Consider the following 18,789-nt stretch of genomic DNA (forward strand, 5'->3'; position numbering starts at 1 on the left):
GACATCGCTCAACGAGTGGGTTTTGGGAACAGCAGGGGCGCGGGGGAGGGGATGTCGGTCCCACGGGGCCCTTGTCCGTCCCAGGCACAACACACCCCCCCGAAGCGGCGTCCGGCGGCGGGCCGGGCGAGGGTCCCGACGGCCCCGGCCGCCGCGACAGCCCGTTCTACAAGATCGCCGTACCGCTCTCCGAGATCCGCCTGACCGCCTTCCGCGACGCGTTCGCCGATGCCGGGTAGCCTCACCGGCCTCGTCGCCGGAATCCATCACGGCATCGACGCCGACGAGGCGATGCGCTGGGTCGCCCGGCTCACCGAGTGGGACCGCTACCAGGGATCGGCCGGCATCGCGGCCGCGGCCGACTTCGTGGCGGCCGAGGCCGAACGCGCCGGACTGGCCGGGGTGGAGATCCTGGACTTCCCCGCCGATGGCCGCACCCGGTGGTGGACGTTCACCGCGCCCTCCTCCTGGACCCCGCGCTCCGCCCGCCTGTCCGTCCCGGGCCGGACCGCGCTCCTCGACTACCCCGCCCAGCCCTACGCCCTCGTCGCCCACTCGGCCGCCGCACACGGCGAAGCCCCCCTCGTGCGCGCGCAGGACGACCGATGGCCACCGGGCGCGGTGGTCCTGATCCCGTCGGCGCAAGGACTCGACGCGAAACTGCTCACCCGGATGCGCGACGAGCGGGCGAGCGGCTTCTGCGTGACGACCGGCTCCGACCGGCTGGACGCGGCGGGCCGCGTCGAACTGCCCGGCGACAGCGCCCTGTTCGGATTCAGCGTGGTCCCCGGCCAGATGGACGCACTGCACGCCGCCCACCGCAGGGGCGAACGCGCCCGCGTGACCGTCGACGTCGACACCACCCCCGCCCGGATGCCGGTGGTCGTCGCCCGCACCCCGGCGGGACCAGCCGCCCCGCCACCGACGCCGCCCGACGCCTGCCTGATCACCGCGCACCTCTGCCATCCCGCCCCCGGCGCCAACGACAACGCCTCCGGGGTCGCGGCCGCCCTCGCGGCCGGACGGGTCCTTGCCGCCCGCCCGCTGCGCCGCCCCGTCGGGTTCGTCTGGGCGCCCGAGTTCGTCGGACTGGCCGCCTACGTCCACCGGCTCGTCGAGGAGCGCGAGGAACCGCTGCCCATGATGGCGGTCGATCTCGACATGGTGGGCCAGGACCAGCGGCGCTGCGGAGGCCCGCTGATCGTCGAACACAGCCCGGAATACCTCCCGCACTTCGCCAACGCCGTGGTCGAGGCCTGCGTGCGCGCCCTGCCGCCCGCCGCCCGCTCCTACAGCGGAGCCGTCGGCTGCGACGTGTGGGCATGGCGTACGACCCCGTTCGTCGGCGCCTCCGACCACGCGGTACTCGCCGACCGTGCGATCGGCTGTCCCGCCGTCCAACTGGGCCACTGGCCCGACCGGTTCAACCACTCCGGCGCCGACACACTCGACAAGGTCGACCCGCAGGAACTGCGCAGGTCCGCCGCTATCGCCGCGTCCGCCGCCGCCGTCGTCGCGACGGCCGGCCCCCCGGAGGCCGACCGGATCGCCCGCCTCCTCACCCGTTGGACGGCCCGCCGGATGACCGCCTGCCTGCCACCCGACGACGACCCGTCCGCCGCCGCCCTGCTGACCCGCCGCTGGCAGTACGGCCGCGACGCCCTGGACACCCTGCGACCGCTCGGCGCCGGCCCCGGCGTCCTCGACCGGCAGGACCGCCTCCTGGCCGGCCTGCACCACACACTCACAGCGGCCCGGGACGACATACCCGCGCCACGGCACGAGGGACCGCGCCTGCACAGGGCACTACACAGGGCATGGCCGGGCCCCTTCAACCTCCGCGCCCTGATGGGAGCCGTGGACGAGACCCACCGGCAGTGGTTCCTGCGCCGGCTCGCCGACGACCGGGGCCGGTTCTACGCCTCCGCGATGGCCCTGGCCCAGAGCGTCGACGGAGTCTGCGGCACGGCGGACGTGATCCGCACCGCCCAGCTCGACGCGGGGATCCGATGGGAGCCGGGCTTCGGGGAACGCTTCCTGGCCGCCACGGCAGGAGCGGGCTGGGTGAAGGAAGAGGAACAGGAACGGGAGCGGGAAGGGGAGTGGGAGCAGAGTTGAGTACGCCGCATGTCACCGTCACTGTCACCGACGCCATCGACGACGTCGACACCGTCCAGTGGGAACAGCTCGCCGCGGCGAGCGCGGCGCCCGTCCACTACACGCCCGCCTACCTGCGGGCCTACCAGACAAGCCCGTTGAGCCCGTTCCTCGCGGCCCGCTACCTGACGGTCGCCGCCGCGGGCCGCACCCTCGCCGTCCTGCCGTGCTACCTCCAGAAGCAGGGCGACCCGTACGGCTTCCTGCGCGGCGTCGGCATCCAGGAGGCCGACGGCCCCGCGCTCCTCGGGCACAACTGGTACTGCTACGACACCCGCGTACCCGTACGGGCGACCGGCCCCGCACAACAGGCCCGCGTCCTGGGAGCCGTACTGGACACCCTGCGCGAACTGGCGGCCGCCGACGGCGCCCGGACCACCGGACTCGTCAGCGTCGCCGAAGGCGACCCGGTCCTCGACGCCGCCCGGAACAAGGGATGGCGGGTGGAACCGATCGTCACCCGCTTCCAGCTCCCGCTGCACGGTACGGCGGGAGACCCCTTCGACTCCTACGACACCTACCTCGCCACCCTGGGCAGCCGCACCAGGCGCACGATCCGCCAGTACCTGCGGCGCGCCGCGGACGCGGGCGTCACCACCGCCGTCGAGGCACCCCGCCCCGACGTCCTGCGGACGGTGGGCGACCTCACCCGCCGCACGGCAGCCAAGTACGGCAGCGCCGGCATGTATCCCGAGCCTGCCTTCACCGACTTCGTCATGGCCCTGGGCGACAGCGCCCGCGTCGTCCGCGTCGACCGCGGCGGCCGGATGCTGGCCGCCGCGGTCGTCCTCCTCGACGACGAGCGACTGCACATGTGGGCGGGCGGCACCAGCCACGCCACCCTCGACGGCTTCAGCCCCAACTACCTTCTGTGGGCCACCGAAATCCGTACCGCCATCGAGTGGCGAAAACGCTGGGTGGAGGGCGGCCGCAGCAACCAGCCCATGAAGACCCGCCACGGCATGAGACCCCTGCGCCTGTTCGCCTGCATCGCCCCACCCGACGCCTGACCGGACTTCACCTGGAAGTCCGCACCTGGCGCCCGCGCTGACGGACTTCGCAAGGACGAGCTCCCGGCCCGCACCGGAAGAGCACCGACCCGATCGTCGACCACCTCGGCGGCCGGCAGCAACTGACGGCCTGGCCGGACCGCCACGGCTGACCGGGCGGATCCACGTCCTCCTGGGCCATCTCGGCCGACACGGCGACGACCCCGCGGTACTTGCCGCCGTACGGCAGGCCAGAGGCCAGGACCCTCACCCCGACGGCCTGCGCGGGCGCACCGACCGGGTGAAGAACCCCGGCGAGGCCGGTGACCGGCACCGGCGGCGACCACACGGCGCCACGCCCGCCCGCAGCCTTCCGCAACACCCTTCGGGTCTGTTGCACAAGCGGCTCGCTTCGTGCGGACTCCGGCGTTCCCGGCTCCGGCGATCGGCCGACCGGATGAAGTTGTCCCACGTGTTGTCGGCACGGCGCCGAGCAGCGGAACGAGCGCGGTTCGTGTTCTTACGATGCCGCCAGGAGCGCCCCGGCGAGCAGGGCCCGTGCGAGTCGCCCCCGTGCGATGCGGGCCTCTTCGACTCGGCTTCTTCGACTCCAGAAATGGCGGAATGCATGAGACCGATGATCTGTGGCCGACCCCGGACCTGGGCGGCTGTCGGCGCGACAATCGTGTTCCTGGCGGGGGCGGCAGCCGCCGGCCCCCCGGCGGCGGCGCACGACGACGGCCTCGGGCCCGCCATCGAGGCGATCATGCACAAGCCCGGCTACGAGCACGCGCAGTGGGGTGTGCTGGAGACGGACCCGGAGAGCGGCCGGGTGATCCACTCCCGGTTCGCGAACCAGTTCTTCGTCCCCGGCTCGACGGTCAAGCTGGTCACCATCTCGACCGCCTGGCGTACCGTCGGTCCGAACCACCGCTTCACCACTCCGGTGATGGCGACCGGCACCCGCGCCGGGTCGACGCTGCACGGGAACCTGGCGCTGGTCGCCCAGGGCGACCTGACCATGGGCGGGCGCACCAAGCCCGACGGCTCGGTGGACTACACCGACATCGACCACACCGAGGCCGCGATCCCCGGCGCGACCCTCACCCCTGAGAACCCGCTCGCCGGCATCAACCAGATCGCCCGGCAGATCCGCAAGGCCGGCATCACCCGGGTCGACGGCAACGTCGTCATCGACCCCCGCCTGTTCAACCTCCCGGATCTGAGCCCGCAGCCCACCCCGCTGATCCTCAACGACAACCTGATCGATCTGCTGACGACCCCGACCAGGCCCGGGCAGGCGGCCAAGCTGTTCTGGCGCCCGCAGGTCTCGCCGTACCACGTCACCTCCACCGTCCGGACGGTCTCCAGCGGCGGGACCACCTCCGTCAACGTGACCGCCTCGCCCGACGGCACCCAGATCCACCTCACCGGCACCATCGCCGCGGGTTCGCAGCCACTGCTGCGGGTCTCCGACATCAAGGACCCGAACGCCTTCGGCCGTACCGCGCTGATCGAGGCCCTCGGCCGCGCCGGCGTCACCGTCACCGCGCCGCCCACCGGCCCCAACCCGCAGGACCAGCTGCCCCACTCCTACCGCCACGACCCCCGCGTCGCCGCGTACGTCTCCCCGCCGTACAGCCAGTACGCCAAGCTGATCCTCAAGGTCAGCCACAACCTCGGCGCGAACCTGGCCCTGTGCAACATGGCCGTCGCGCGCGGCAGCAGGAACTGCTTCGACGCGTTCCCGATCGAGCACGAATTCCTCACCAACGTCGCGAAGATCGACCCGAAGCAGTTCCAGCTCGCGGACGGGCGCGGCGGCGTGCCGGCCGAGCGGGTCACCCCGAACGGCCTCGTCGAGCTCCTCACCTACTGGCTGCACACCCCCGACGCCAAGGCCTTCCGCAGGCTGCTCCCGATCCTCGGCGTCGACGGCTCGAACGCGATGTCCTGCACCACGAACTGCCCGGCCAAGGGCAAGGTCTTCGCCAAGCCCGGCACCATTCTCGGTGACGACGAGCTGAACCAGCAGCTCGCGGCCTCGGCCCAGAACGAGGCCGGCTACCTGAAGACCGACGACGGCCGCCTGCTGACCTTCTTCGTCGGCGTCAACGGTGCCGCCAGCCCCGACCTCCAGAGCTTCCTCAGCATCTTCAACGACGTCAACCAGATCACGGCCATCCTCCAGGAGCAGGCCTCGGCACACCACTAGCGCGACGGAGTCCAGCCGATCAGACAGCGGTGCAGCCGCCCCCGACGGGGCGGCTGCACCGCTGTCCGCGGACTCAGCTGGTGAACGTGAACCAGTTGATGTTGGTGAAGTCCGAAGTGCTGCCCGAGAAGACCAGGTAGACGTCGTGGACTCCGGTGGCGGAGGCGGACATGTTCGTGGGAACGGTCTGCCAGGTCTGCCAGCCGCCGTTGTTGCCGAAGTCGATCTCGGCGATCTTCGTGCCGCTGGTGCTGTCGAGCCGCACCTGGACGGCACCGCTGACACCGGCGGCCGCGCCCGACGCCAGCCGGGCCTTGAACTGGTTCGGGGAGGCCGAACCGAAGTCGACGGAGGAGAACTTCAGCCAGTCGCCGTTCGCGATGTAGCCCACGTCGCTGCCGCCGCCGGTGTCGGAGCAGCTCTCGGTGGTGGTCCCGCTCTGTGCCGAGTAGGACTCGGCCTGAATGGTGCTGTAGGCGCTGACGGTGCCCGAGCCGCCCCCGGATCCTCCGCCGGAGCCGCTGCCGGCGCCCAGGGTGATGCTCCACGAGGTGGGCGCCCCGTCCTGGATGTGCCCGTCGACGGGGGCCGAGCCGGTGGGGCCGACGTCGTCGTAGGGGAAGGCGTAGCCGATGCTGGCGTACTTGTGGACCAGCCGCGCGTAGTGGTTGGTGACCGAGTCCGTGTAGTACTGCGAGGGTGTCACGCCGTCGGGGTTGTTGTTCCCGCCCGAGACCAGGAGCGAGCTGCGGTTGAGCGCGGCGGCGAGCCGTGCGGCGATCGCCCCGCGGGCGTCCCCGCCGGAGTTGTAGAGGGGACCCGACGCACAGCCGAAGATGTCGACGGCGCTCGGCTTGGTGAACGGCACGCCGTTGGTGTTGAGACCGGAGAAGACGATGGCGTTGCCGGAGACGGTGCCGGTGTAGGAACCGATGCTGCCCTGGCCGTTGATGGTCAGCGGGGTGGAGGCGTAGTGGCTCCAGACCCGGTTCAGGTAGTCGTTCCAGTAGCCGCCGAAGTCCACCGGTGAGTGCGAGGGTGCCATGACGCGCAGCACCCCGCCGGAGGAGTCGGTGACCACCAGTCTGTCCCAGGGCGCTCCGTCGGAGGCGTGCTGGGTCTGCAGGCCGGAGGCGATGGAGGCGAGGGCGCCGGCGGGCAGCGGACTGACCGACTGGGTGCCTCCGCTGCCGGTGCTGGCCATCGAGATCGGCAGCGCGACCATGTCGACGTAGGAGATGTTGGCGTACAGGTTGGCGCTGTTGAAGGTGAACTCGCAGAACGTCCAGTTGGTGGCCCAGTTGGGGTCGGAGCTCACCAGGGCGGGCTGCACCACGCCGGGCGGGGAGCCCGGGTTGACGAAGAACTGGAGTTTCTGCCCGACCGAGAACCAGACACGGCCGCCGATGATGTAGTCGGTCAGCGTGATGGTCTTGGCGGCCGAACCGGAGGCACCCAGCGCGATCGAGTAGTCGGCGATGGGGGTCACCGCGGACGACGGGTTGGGCAGCCGGTTCAGGGCGCCGTTCGCCGAGACGAAGACCGGCCAGCCGCTGCTGTCGGTGCCGGATATGTAGGCGTAGACGGTGTCCTGGCCGGAGTTGTTCGCCAGTTTCACGGGGAGCGAGACGCCCGCTGCCGCAGCGGTGGAGATCAACGGCGAGATGGGTGAGAGCGGGCTGAGTGCGGCCGTACCGGTGATGGCACCGGCCGCGGTCAGGAAGGAACGTCGGGAAACCACAGGGGCCCTCCCGGAGGGGTGATGGTCCGTCAGCAATGTGACGGGCGGGGGGAGTTGGTTCGTGCGCGGTTCTGTGCGGGGGTGACGTTATTGGACTGGACCAATACAGTCAAGGTTGCGGAACCATTACCTCCACGTAACAGCGCTCACGCCTCACCGGAAACCCCCGCGCCTGAGGTCCACGCGGTCCGGGGAGCGACCATGCGGTGCCTGATGAGCCGGCACCGAGGTGGCCCGTCAGATCGAGGTCAGCGCCGAGGGAATGCGGAACTGGGTCAGGCAGGACACGATCGACCAGGGTCCGGGGGCGCCGGGAGAGCTGACGACGGCCGAGTGTGAAGAGCTGTGCCGGCTGCGGAGGCTGGCCGCCGAGCAGGCGCAGACGATCGAAGTGCTGCGAAGAGCGGCGGTCTTCTTCGCGAAGGAGAGCGCTCGATGAGCGAGGTGTACGCGTTCGTCTTGCCGAACACGCTCCATCAGCGGTGTCCCGGCAGATTCGCCACGCGGTCCGCTTACGATGGCGCGGTGAAGTTCGTGATGGTGCCAGGCGGTTGGCAGGGAGGGTGGGCGTTTGACGCGGTGGCGGCCGAGCTGCACCGCGACGGTCACCAGGTCGACGCGGTGACCCTGGCGGGGCTGGAGCCGAACGGCCCGGTCGACGTGGACCGGCCGCCGAATCTCGACACCCACATCGACCAGGTGGCCGAGATCGTCGACTGCGGTGGTGAAGGGCCCCTCGCGCTGTGCGGGCACAGCTACGGCGGGATGGTGATCGCCGGTGTCGCGGACCGGCTCGGTGACCGCCTTGATCAGCTCGTCTTCATCGACGCCTACGTCCCGCAGGACGGTGATTCGTGCTGGTCCCTGACCAGCGACCGGTTCCGGCACCTGTTCATGGCCGGTGCCCGCGACGACGGCCGCTGGGTGGCGGTCCCCTGCGGGGCCGACCCGCGCGCACGACCGCACCCGCTGGCGAGCTTCCTCCAGTCGCTCAGGCTGCGGAGCGACCCCGGACGCGCGGTCGGCCGCACGTTCATCAGCGGAGGCGCGTGGCCGGGCAGCCCGTTCGCGGCCGTGACCGAACGGCTGCGCCACGACTCGGGCTGGCGGGTGCACGAGATTCCCGTCGGCCACAACATCGCCCGTCGCGATCCGGGCGGTCTCGCGGCCGTCCTCGGGGCGCTCCCGCCGGCCGGCGGGAGCGCGTGACGCTGATGCGGCCCTGACCGGGAGCCGGTGCTCAGCACACCGCCGCCGGGGCCGCGGGGCGCTCCCGGGCCGCCGCCGTGCTGCTCGTGTCCGCGTAGCGGGTGCCGGCCGCCTGCGCCGCCGGCGGTTCGAGCGCGGCGAGTTCGGCCGCGGACGGTCCCGAGGGGCGCGTAGGCGGTGCGAACGTACTCGCCGGTGAACCGGGGCATCGTCAACCGGGTGTCGCCCGCGCTCAGTTCGCTGCTGTCGGGGAGCGCGCCGGTGAGCGGACCACGGCCGAGGGGCGAGTACGCGACGAACGCCACGCCGTGTTCCGCAGCCGCGGGGACCGCCGACGTCTCGACGGCACGGCCGAGGAGCGACCACTCGGACCGCACCGCGGTGATCGGGTGGACGGCGTGGGCCGCGCGCAGTTCGGGGCCGGTCAACTCGCAGAGCCCCAAGGGGCGGGCCCTGCCCTCCTGGACGAGCTCCGCCATCGCGCCGACGGTCTCCTCCGGGGGAACCGAGAGGTCGCGGCGGTGCGCGTCGTACAGGCCGATCGTGTCGATGCCGAGGCGCTCCAGGCTCGCGTCGGCGCACCGGCGGACGTAGGCGCGGTCGTCGCGGACCTGGTTCCAGGTCCGCGGGCCCGGCTGCCGCACGATGCCGAACTTCGTGGCGAGGAAGCCCCGTTCGCGGTGGAAGCGGACGAAGGGGCCGAGGAGCACCTCGTTCCCGCCGTCCCCGTACAGGTCGGCGGTGTCGGACAGGTGACGCCCGCATGGGGCGGCCTGCGGGGTTTCCTGCGCCTGGACCGGTGCGCTGGGTCCGCAGATGTCACGACCACGGCCTTCGCGCTGATCCACTCTGTGACGGAGCACAGGATCAGACGGAGGCCCTCCTCACGTCCGCTGAACTGCGAAAACGCCGACCAAGTTCGAGCCGCGTTCGACGCCGGACCTTAAATGACAAGCTGCCGGGCCGCTGGTGCCCAGAGACATGACCGGGAGAGCGGGAACAGGCATGGGGCGGGCTCTCCTCGGGTGACGGTGGACGGCTGGGACGGCACGCGGGATCACGCGGGCCAGTGGAGAACGGTGGCGAGGATCTCCCGTGTGCGGTCGGTCAGGTCCTGGCGGTTGTGCTCGATCCAGGAGATGTGCTGGCTGCCGAAGAACGCGGCGACGATGATGCGGGCGATGACGGCGGCGTCGGCGGTGGGCTGCCACGTACACTCGTCCTGGGCGCGTACCAGCAACTCGGTGATGAGCTGGGTGAACCCGCTGAACGGCGTCGGCAGGTCGGCGTTGATGAGGTTCCGCTCGATCTGCAGCCGGGCACCGGCCTGCGCCACCGGATTGTCGCGCAGGAAGACCGCGGTCTGCAGGAGGAACTCGGCGACAGCGTCGAGCGGCGGCAGTTCCCTGGCCATGACCGACTCGGCGACGGCGGGCAACTGCGTGTAGAACTCCTCGGAGACGGCGACCGCCACGGCCTCCTTGTTCATGAAGTGGAAGTAGACCGCGCCTTTGGTCACCCCCGCGCGGTCGGCGATGTCCTGCAGGGTGACGGCGGGGAACCCCTTTTCGGCGAAGGCGCTGGCAGCGGCCTGCAGGAGCTGCCTGCGGGTGTGGCCGGCCCGTTCCTGCTTGAGTTCCCGCGGGGAGGTCTTGGTTCCGGCTGTTGCCCGCGCATCGCTGTTGCGGTTCATGGTCCTTCTTCCCGTGTGGGTCTGTGGTACATCCGTGAACCTTGCTAGATACCTCTGCGAAGGTATATTTTCTTGTTGCACCGTCCGTCACGACATTCCCGATCTTAATACGAGGGGGAGGCCATGGACCAGTTACGTGAACGGCCGGCCAGGGGCCCGGGCGCATCGGGCACAACAGATGCGGCTGCCTGTCTGAAATTTCTCCAACCCGTCTCGCGGCAGCTGGTCCACCGGGCCGCGGTCGCGGAGGTCTTCATCACGGACGCCCTGCCCGTCGGCGAGGACAGGTTCATGGTGGGGGCCCAGTGGCCTCGTGACCATGCGCTCTACTCTCCCGATGCCCAGGGCCTGTCCGACCCGTTGCTGCTGACCGAGACCGTGCGCCAGGCCCTGGTCTACCTCGCGCACGAGCACTACGGAATTCCGGCGGGCTACCGCTTCATCGGCAGCGACACCCACTTCGAGATCACGGGCCACGAGGCCCTCATGGTCGGCGACGCCCCGCTGCAGGTCACCCTGGACGCCCGCTGGTCGTGGGTGGCGAACAGGTCGCCCCGTCGCTTCGGCATGCAGGTGGACGCGGTGGTGTCGGTGGCCGGGCGCGAGTGCGCCCGGACCGCGCTGCGCGTCTGGGCCCTCGACGAGGGGCTGTACCGGCGGCTGCGCTGGCGGGGGGCGCAGGGGCAGGACAGTGATGCGGCCGGCCGCGTCGGCCACTGTGCGGCGGCCCGTCTGCCGGCGGGCGACGTGGGCCGCTTGCGGGCCAAGGACAGCGTGCTCGGCCGCACCGAGGCGGGAGAGTGGCAGCTGCTGATCGACCTCCACCACGCCGTGCTCTTCGATCACCCCGGGGACCACATTCCGCTGATGGTCACGCTGGAGGGCGCCCGCCAGCTGGGTCACCACCTGATCCACCGCCGCGGTATCGCTCCCGCGGGCGCGGTCCTGCGCTCCGTGCGGATGGACTGCCCGGCCTTCGCCGACCTTGACGAGCCGGTGCGGCTCGGCGCGGACCTGCGGTCGCCCGCGACCGCCTCGGACGCCACGCTGCTGCACGTGACGGCCGTTCAGCGCGAAGAGGTCGTCGCCGAGGTCACCATGGAGTGGCTGCCGCGCGGCCTTACCTGCCGCACCGCACTCGACGGCCAGCCACCCGTCACCCACGTGAACAAGCCCGCCGGTCAATACATCTAGGGCGAGTCCGCACAGCCGCGTCCGGTCGGCGACGCCCGGTATGCACGCCTGTTGCGGCGCCGGGCTCGTCCGGGCATGCCCACGACGAGGACGACACCGCCTTGCGGGCGCGCCTCGGACGTCGCCGGCCCCGCCCCGCGGCGGACGACGCGAGGTGGCGGACACGCCGTAGCGGTGGCCACCGGCCCGTCGGCCGGTGACCACCGCTGTACCGGCCCGCGGTGACCGCCCACACCTACGCTGCCCGCACCTCATGAGCGGTGCGTCCCGCACCGGCCGGCGCCCGCGTGCGCAGCGGCGCCGGCCACAGCGGCGCCAAGCCGCACTCACGCCCAACCAGCCACGACACGCCACCGCTGAGGTCCTTCCGTGCGGCGGCGTGCACCGACGCGCGGGCGCGCAGGGAACGTTTCTGCCGACCCGGCATCCGCACCTGCGAGGAGACCAGTAGCCGAATGATGCTGCATCAGACCGATCTCCAAGAAGAGCAGAGGCCCGGCCCGCCGCTTCCGGGGAGGCCGGGCGGCACGCTCGCCGAGGACGCCGTGCTGCACGCCGCCCGAACGGCGGGGCGCGGCGCCAGGGAGGCGGACCGGGACCGGCGGCTGGCGCCCGAGGCCGTGGCCGCCCTCCGGGAGGCGGGCTTCGCACGCCACTTCGTGCCCCGCCGGTGGGGCGGCTGCGAAGGCGGCTTCGCCGACCTGATCAGCGCCACCGCGCTGGTCGCCGAAGGGTGCGCCTCGGCCGCCTGGTGCGGCATGCTCTGGGCCGCGCACGGGCGGTACGCCGCCAGGCTGCCCGAGGAGGCGCAGCGGGAGCTGTGGGAGAAGGGCCCCGACACGCTGATCGCCGCGGCCCTGGCTCCCCCTGCCGGAACGGCCCGCCCGGTACCGGGCGGCTGGCTGATCGACGGCCGGTGGGACTGCGTCAGCGGCGTGGACTCCTGCGACTGGGTCCTGCTCGCCGCCCCGGCCGACTACACCGCGTCCCCGGCCGGGGACGGCGCATCCCCGGTCGGCGGCACCGCGCCCCCTGCCCGTGGTACCCCCGCCGTGGTGGCACGGCCCGCGGTGTGGGTGCTGGCGGTGCCGCGCTCCGAGGTGGTCGTGCGCGACACCTGGCACAGCACCGGCCTGCGCGGCACCGGCAGCAACTCCGTCGACGCCCGCGCGGTGTTTGTGCCCGGTCGGCGTGCCCGCCCGCTGGCCGACGTGCTGTGCGCCAAGGCCGAGCCCGGGGCCACGCCGGCCCGCCAGGCGTCAGGACTGCAGGCCGGCGGCGCGATGTTCTGCGCGCCGGCGCTCGGCGCGGCTCGACTGGCGCTGAGTTCCTGGACCTGTTGGGCCAGGACCGCGCCCGCCGGGCGCCCGGCGGCCCTGGACGACATGGCCGTCCGGCGGACGCTGGCGCGCTCCGCCGCCGAGATCGACGCCGTGGCCCTGCTGCTGGACCGGGCCGCCGCCGGCGCCGACGCGGAGCCCACCTCGCCGGGCGTCGAGGCGGTCAACCGGCGCGACGCCGCGGTGGCGGCCGAGGTGCTGGTGGAGGCCGTCCAGCGGCTGTTCAGGACGGGCGGCGCGCACGTCCGGGACGACACCGGCGAGGTCCAGCGGGCCTGGCGCGACGTTCACACGGTCGCGTCGCACGGCGCGCTGCGGCCGGACGCCGCGGCCGGCGCGTACGCCGCCTGGAGCGGGAGCCGGCGGCCGGTGCCGCGGGAGACGCGGTGAGCCGGTCGGCCGGCCTGGTGTTCAGCGACGTAGACGAGACGCTCATCGCGGTGAAGTCGGTGTTCGACTTCCTCGACTACTACTTCCGCCGCACCCGCGGAGCGCCGGGCGCCCGCCACGCGGCGGATGTGCGGCGGGAGTTGGCCCGTCACACCTTTGCCGGCGCTTCCCGGGAGGCCGTGAGCCACCTGTACTACCGGGCCTGGGCGGGCGAGCCGGCCGCCCGGGTCGCGGAGCTGGCCGGGGCCTGGTACCGCGAGCGGTCGGCGGCTGCCGGCTTCTACCTCGCCTCCACGCGCCGGGCGCTGGAACTGCACCGCGAGGCGGGGTACACGCTGGTCCTGGTGTCCGGATCCTTCTCCGCGGTGCTGGCGCCCATCGGCGCCGAGGTGGGTGCGAGTTGCCTGCTGTGCACGGTGCCCGAGGTCCGGGACGGGGTGCTGACCGGTGAGCTCGTGGGCGGCCCCTGCATCGGAGAGGCGAAGCGCGCGGCGGTCCGCGACATGCTGCGGCGCCGGCCGGCCGTGGACCCGGCGCAGTGCTACGCGTACGGGGACCACGTCTCGGACCTGCCGATGCTGACGGAGGTGGGGAACCCGGTCGTCGTCGGCGGATCGCCGGAACTGCGGGCACGGCTGCCGCGGGCGCGGGTGCTGCACCCGCAGGCCGTGGACGACGTCCCCGCCCTCCTGGGCCCCACGCGGGAGCAGTGCGGGGAGGAGGCCCGCGGGGCCGGTGCCTGACCGGCCCTGCGAGCGGGTGCGCGTCCCCGGCGCGAGCCCGCTCCCCCGGCGCGGCGGGGGAGGGGCGCCGTCCGCACCGGTGAGGAGGCGGGCGCACCTTGGCTCCGCGTGCGGGTTTGTGACGCCGGTCAGTCCGGCGTCGGCGCGGACACGGTCGCCCACAGGTCGTCGAACCGCCGCGCCGCGTCGGCGTCGTCGACGGGCACGGGATGAGGGATCCCGAAGAAGACCGACATCAGCAGGCGGGCCACGGCCTGCGGGGGCAGTCCGCCCGAGCCCCCGTCACCGGCCTGCGTCTGCGCGACGGCACGGGCCAGCGGCAGGCAGATCCGCTCCACCAGCCCGTGGTCGCTCCGGTCCAGACAGGGGACCTCCACGGCGAGCCGCAACGCGGACCGGGCCCGCGCGTCCTGGCGCAGGTGCCGGGTGAGGCCGAGGACGGTCTCGCGCAGCGTGTCGACCGCCGCCGGTCTCGGCCGGCCGGCCCCCGCCGCACGCAGGCTCAGCTCGGCCCCGGCCTCCTCGATCAGCGCCGCCGCCAGCTCCTCCTTGGAGGAGAAGTGACCGTACAGCGCGCCCTTGGTCATGCCGGTGCGCTTGACCACACCGAGCAGCGTCGTGCCCATGTAGCCGTGCGCGGCGAACTCCTCAGCCGCCGCGTCGAGCACCTGCTCTCGTGTACGCACCGCACGTTCCTGAACCATGCCGAGCCTCCGCCCCGATAAAAACCTTTGAAAAGGTATCTTTTACGGTAGCGACGCGCCGCCGAACGCATCGACGTGATCATATCCAGGTGTCACTGAGCGTGCGGCGATATCCGGCCGTGCTCCGGGCGGGCCCGCCCGGAGCACGGCCGGGGCGGGCGCGAAGCAGTCCGGCGTCGGCCGCCGCCCCGGGCGACAGTGCCCTGGCCGGGCCCGGCGGCGGACTCCTGGGCGGCGGACTCCCGCGGGAGCACGCGCACCGCGGCGGCTCCCACGGCGCCGTCCCGTCCGCCCCGGAAAGCAACGCACCGTCACTTCCCGGGGCGGACGGGTCCTACGGGATCAGGCCCAGGTGCCGCAGGTCCGCCACGTACTTCTCGATCAACGGCCGGGACAGGTGCGGGATGTCCCGCTCGGCACCGATGCCGGCGGTGCGCACCGCCGCGCGGAACCGCTCGGCGGGCAGTGCCGACGTCGTGCGGGGGACGAGCGGCTCCCGCCAGGCGGCTATCAGCGGCAGCAGGGAGTACGGGCGCTGCGCCTGCGGCAGCGTCTGCAGGGCGGCCTCGAACTGCTCGTGCCACTGCCGGTGGCCGCCGACCCGGCGGACGGTGATCCCGCTGTCGGCCAGCCAGTCGACCACGGTGTCCAGCGAGACACCGTCGTCGTGCGGGTTGACCACGTTGAACGTCCGGAACCCGGCGGTGCGGAAGCCCGGGGCGGCCATCGCGGCGGCGACGAAGTCCCCCGGCAGTCCGTCGTAGTGCGCCCGCGGTCGCCGGCCGTCCTGCGCGCCGCTGTAGAACGACTCGGGCGCGATCCCCGTGGCGATCAGGCTCAGCAGCAGGCGGGTGAAGGTGTCCGGCACGTTGAGCTGCCCGGCGTACCGGGCGTGCGCCAGGATCATGCCGGAGCGGAACACGGTCACCGGCAGCCCGCACAGGTCGTGGGCCTCGCGCAGCAGCACCTCGCCGGCCCACTTGCTGGTGGCGTAGCCGCCCGCGTGGCTGTCGTCGATCGCATGCTCCGGGCTGCCGGCCCTGATGTCGCTGTCCTCGTCCGCCGTGGCCGCGCCGTGAGCGGCCAGGGCCACGGTGGACACGTACACGACCGGCTTCAGCCGGGTGGTCAGGGCGGCGCGGACGACCTCGGCGGTGCCGGTCACGTTGGGTTCGAACAGCTGCCGGTACGGCAGCACGTGGTTGACCAGCGCCGCCGGGTGCACGATGAGGTCCACCGTGGCGGTCAGCTGCTGCCAGTCCTGCTCGCCCAGGCCCAGCCGCGCCGCGCCGATGTCGCCGGCCAGCACACGCAGCGCGCCGCCGGCGGTCAGTTCGGCGAAGCGGCTCTTGAGCGCGGTGTCCCCGCTGTCCAGGGACTCCTCCAGACGCTGCCGGGCGGCGCTGTCGTCGGCGGCGCGCACCAGGCAGACCAGCGTGCCGCCCACCGGGGCCAGCCGCTGCAGCCACTCCAGGCACAGCAGTCGGCCGAGGTAGCCGTTGGCCCCGGTGAGCAGCACCGTGCGCGGCTCGCCGGCCGGCCGGGGCAGTGCCGTGCTCGCGGTGAGTGTCGCGGCGTCGATGAACTTGTCCAGAGTGAGGTCCCTGGCCCGTACCGAGGTGGCGTGCTCGCCGTGGACGGCGGCGAAGGTGGCCCGCTGCGCCGAGGCGGCGCCGCGCATCCGCTCCACGTGGCCGGCGATCTCGCCCAGGCTGTTGGCCGGTCCCAGGAGGACTCCGACCGAGACCTCGACGCCGAAGATCTCCCGCAGCAGGTTGGCGAAGGACAGCGCCGTCAGCGAGTCTCCGCCCAGCTCGGTGAAACGCCGCTCCGGGCCCGGTTCGACGTCGAGCCCTGCCAGCAGCGCCTGCGCGGCGCGGGCGACGGTCTCGGCCACCGGGCGGTCGCGGTCCTGCCACACCGCGCGCAGCTCCGCGGCCTGCCCCGCGGCGAGTTCGGCGTACCGCTGCTCGAGCCGTTCGCCGTACCGCTCCTTCAGCCGCGGGCGCAGCTGCTTGGTCGAGTCGGTCAGCAGGCCGTTGTCCTTGCTGAAGGGCACGGTCTCGACGATCAGGTCGCGCGGGACCTCGTACGGCGCCAGTCCGGCCTGCGCGGCGACGCGTCGCAGCGACCGGCCGACCGCCGCCTTCAACGCCGCCTCGTCGCCGGCCTGCGCGATCGCCTCCGGGGTCGGCACCACCACGGCGAGCAGGTACGCGCGGGAGCTGTTCCCGTACACGAAGACCTGCCGCACCAGCGGGCTGGCGACGAGCGCCGCCTCCACCTTGGACAGCGCGACGAACTCCCCCTGGGAGAGCTTGAGCACGTTCTTGCGCCGGTCCACGTAGGCCAGTTCGCCGGGCGCGGTCTCGGCCATGATGTCGCCGGTGCGGTAGTAGCCGTCCTGGTCGAACACCTCGGCGGTGTCGTCGGGACGCCGGTAGTAACCGGGGGTGATGAGGGCGGTCTTCACCAGCAGTTCGCCGCGCGGATGGGGAGAGTCGGCGGTGGAGTAGCCCAGTTCGGGTACGTCCACGAGCTTGTAGTCGAGCACCGGGGGGCTCTGCACGTGGTGGTCCAGCATGACCAGGCCGGTCTCGGTGGTGCCGTAGCTGTTCAGGAGCGGGACGTCGAGGGCGTCGCGGAGGAAGGCGGCCAGCTCCGGGGCGAGCGGGGCGGACCCGCAGGGGGCGTGGATGACGCGCCCGCCCAGCACGTGGTCGCGCAGGTGCGCGATCACCTCGGCGTGGTCGGCGTCGTGCAACTCGCCGCGTGCCGCGCGCTGGTTGAGCTGGGCGTGGTAGCTCTCGAAGAGCAGTTCGCAGACCCGCGGCACCATGGCGATCTCGGTCGGCCGGATCAGCGACAGGTCGTCCAGGAGGGTGGACAGGTCGCTGTCGGCCACGAAGTGCGCGGTGCCGCCGGTGGCCAGCGTCTTGATCACCAGCCTCCTGGCGACCAGGTGGCTCTGCGGCAGGAAGTTGGCGGTGATCAACGGGTACTGGTTGTCGGCCCCCGCGGGCGGGCGCCACATGAGGGAAACGGTCGACTCCGGGAACATCACGCCCTTGGGCGTGCCGGTGCTGCCCGACGTGTAGATGAGGGCCGACAGCGCGCCGTCGGCGCTGCTGTCCGGCGGCAGTCCGGGCACCGGCGGCAGCGAGCCCGCGCGGCCGACGACGTCGGACAGCAGCTCCAGCGTCATCGGGGCACCTGTCGTGTCCAGCAGCCGCTCGGCGGCCGCCAGCGCCTCCCGGTGTTCGGCGAGCTCGGGGTGGTGGTCGAAGACGAGGATCCGGTGGACGCGGCTCTCTCCGGCCAGCGCTTCGAGCACGGTCGCCAGCCGGTCGGTGCTCGTGGCGAAGACACGCGGGGCGGCCTCCGCCACCAGGTGGCGGATGTGATCGACCGAGGCGTTGGTGTGCAGGGGCACGGCGACCGCCCCGACCTGGCCGCACGCCAGATCGACCGTGGTGTAGTCGGTGCCGGCGAAGCCCAGGATCGCGACGAAGTCGCCTTCGCGCAGCGGGTGTCGCGGGTGGTGGTACCAGTCGGCGGCGACCGCGCCCAGCCGCGACCACAGCTCGCCGTACGACACGGTGTCGAACCGGGGCAGAAGCCGCACGGTGACGCGGCCGTCCACGCTGACGTACTGCCTGGCGCGCTCGCCGAGTGCGGGCCGGTCGGCGTACGCCGCAAGGGTCCGCCCGACGATCTCGGACAGGCGTGGCCCGCGTCCGGCGGTCTCCTCGAAGACGCCGGCCATCGGCATGCTGTCGGCGAGCTCCGGCTCGGCCCGGAACAACTCGGCAATACGCTGCTTCCGGCTTTTCCCCACGGAAGCGCGCGTGGTGATGCCTGGTGAATCATTACCCATGACCACGCCTTTCTGTGACCGCGAATTCTTTCCGGCACATGAGCCCGGCTGAAAGCCGAAGAAGACCATCACGGGCCGGGCCGGCGCATGGGAGCAGAGGGCTCCGGTGGCCAAGGCGCGGTCAGCTTAGCGTCGGAGAGAAATGTGCGCCAGATTGTCACGAGGTGGTGGGGTGGGGGTGGGGAATTGTGTCGGCGACTCGGTTCGCAATTGCTCCCGTACGGGTGCGCGCGGCGAATCCCGGGAAATCGCGCGCACCGCGTCCGGGTCCGTGTCCGGTGTCGTGCACGCGCGCCACCGCACCGCGGGCGGCCCGGGCCGCGCCGCCCGGCGGCCGTCGCACGACCCACCCCCCCGGAGGAGGCTGGCGGCGGCCCGGGGTCTCCGCCCGCCGGAACGGCCCCTGTCCGTCGGCGGTGGGGGGGGGGGGGGGGGGGGGGGGGGGGGTAGGGGGGGAGGGGGGGGGGGGGGGGGGGGGGGTCGCCGTGCGGCCCTCGCTCCATTTACAACCAAGGGGAGGTTTGGGAAAAAACAAGA

General features: G+C 72.6%; 13 protein-coding genes and 1 pseudogene. 9 read left to right on the top strand and 5 right to left on the bottom strand.

Annotated elements, in window-relative coordinates; genetic code table 11:
* Positions 1-71: 71 nt before the first annotated feature.
* The 4 genes from ACZ6KY_RS05135 (at position 72) to dacB (ending at position 5,361) form a co-directional block, all read left to right on the top strand.
* Positions 72-239, top strand: a complete 168-nt coding sequence (locus tag ACZ6KY_RS05135; RefSeq protein ID WP_469308917.1) for a hypothetical protein — start codon at positions 72-74, stop codon at positions 237-239.
* Positions 229-2,118 carry a DUF4910 domain-containing protein gene (locus ACZ6KY_RS05140; protein ID WP_469308918.1) on the top strand — a complete coding sequence of 630 codons (1,890 nt, stop codon included), beginning with the start codon at positions 229-231 and terminating at the stop codon, positions 2,116-2,118. Before ACZ6KY_RS05135 ends, ACZ6KY_RS05140 begins: the two co-directional genes overlap by 11 nt.
* Entirely contained in the window at positions 2,115-3,167 is a 1,053-nt protein-coding gene (locus ACZ6KY_RS05145; RefSeq protein ID WP_469308919.1) for a GNAT family N-acetyltransferase, read from the top strand. Before ACZ6KY_RS05140 ends, ACZ6KY_RS05145 begins: the two co-directional genes overlap by 4 nt.
* Before the next feature lie 607 nt (positions 3,168-3,774).
* Complete coding sequence (dacB, locus tag ACZ6KY_RS05150) at positions 3,775-5,361, top strand: D-alanyl-D-alanine carboxypeptidase/D-alanyl-D-alanine endopeptidase (RefSeq protein WP_469308920.1); 1,587 nt, start codon at positions 3,775-3,777, stop codon at positions 5,359-5,361.
* A 73-nt stretch (positions 5,362-5,434) separates the two neighbouring features.
* Here the strand turns inward: dacB and ACZ6KY_RS05155 are convergent, their stop codons facing one another.
* Positions 5,435-7,102, bottom strand: coding sequence for a beta-1,3-glucanase family protein (locus ACZ6KY_RS05155; RefSeq protein WP_469308921.1), 1,668 nt, complete (start codon positions 7,100-7,102; stop codon positions 5,435-5,437).
* A gap of 229 nt (positions 7,103-7,331) precedes the next feature.
* Between ACZ6KY_RS05155 and ACZ6KY_RS05160 the strand changes: the two genes are divergently transcribed.
* Both ACZ6KY_RS05160 and ACZ6KY_RS05165 read left to right on the top strand, forming a co-directional pair.
* A complete protein-coding gene (locus tag ACZ6KY_RS05160) occupies positions 7,332-7,541 on the top strand; it encodes a hypothetical protein (protein WP_469308922.1) in 210 nt (69 codons plus the stop codon).
* Between the two features lie 86 nt (positions 7,542-7,627).
* Entirely contained in the window at positions 7,628-8,311 is a 684-nt protein-coding gene (locus ACZ6KY_RS05165; protein ID WP_469308923.1) for an alpha/beta fold hydrolase, read from the top strand.
* A gap of 314 nt (positions 8,312-8,625) precedes the next feature.
* Here ACZ6KY_RS05165 and ACZ6KY_RS05170 read toward each other — a convergent pair.
* Positions 8,626-9,174, bottom strand: a pseudogene (locus ACZ6KY_RS05170) (aldo/keto reductase); the annotation flags it as partial.
* Positions 9,175-9,368: 194 nt separating this feature from the next.
* A complete protein-coding gene (locus ACZ6KY_RS05175; RefSeq protein WP_469308924.1) occupies positions 9,369-10,004 on the bottom strand; it encodes a ScbR family autoregulator-binding transcription factor in 636 nt (211 codons plus the stop codon).
* 123 nt (positions 10,005-10,127) lie between these two features.
* On the opposite strand from ACZ6KY_RS05175, the gene ACZ6KY_RS05180 reads away from it, so the two are divergent.
* The 3 genes from ACZ6KY_RS05180 (at position 10,128) to ACZ6KY_RS05190 (ending at position 13,671) form a co-directional block, all read left to right on the top strand.
* Positions 10,128-11,198, top strand: coding sequence for a ScbA/BarX family gamma-butyrolactone biosynthesis protein (locus tag ACZ6KY_RS05180; RefSeq protein WP_469308925.1), 1,071 nt, complete (start codon positions 10,128-10,130; stop codon positions 11,196-11,198).
* 455 nt (positions 11,199-11,653) lie between these two features.
* A complete protein-coding gene (locus tag ACZ6KY_RS05185; protein WP_469308926.1) occupies positions 11,654-12,928 on the top strand; it encodes an acyl-CoA dehydrogenase family protein in 1,275 nt (424 codons plus the stop codon).
* Positions 12,925-13,671: an HAD family hydrolase gene (locus ACZ6KY_RS05190; RefSeq protein WP_469308927.1), complete on the top strand. Its 747-nt coding sequence runs from the start codon at positions 12,925-12,927 to the stop codon at positions 13,669-13,671. The genes ACZ6KY_RS05185 and ACZ6KY_RS05190 overlap by 4 nt, the downstream gene beginning before the upstream one ends.
* A 128-nt stretch (positions 13,672-13,799) precedes the next feature.
* On the opposite strand, the gene ACZ6KY_RS05195 is transcribed toward ACZ6KY_RS05190, so the two are convergent.
* Both ACZ6KY_RS05195 and car read right to left on the bottom strand, forming a co-directional pair.
* Positions 13,800-14,357 (bottom strand): TetR family transcriptional regulator, encoded by a 558-nt coding sequence (locus ACZ6KY_RS05195; RefSeq protein WP_469308928.1) that lies wholly within the window; start codon positions 14,355-14,357, stop codon positions 13,800-13,802.
* Positions 14,358-14,709: 352 nt separating this feature from the next.
* Positions 14,710-18,213: a carboxylic acid reductase gene (car, locus tag ACZ6KY_RS05200; protein WP_469308929.1), complete on the bottom strand. Its 3,504-nt coding sequence runs from the start codon at positions 18,211-18,213 to the stop codon at positions 14,710-14,712.
* Positions 18,214-18,789 lie beyond the last annotated feature (576 nt).

The sequence above is a fragment of the Streptomyces sp. NPDC042002 genome (genome assembly GCF_055588305.1).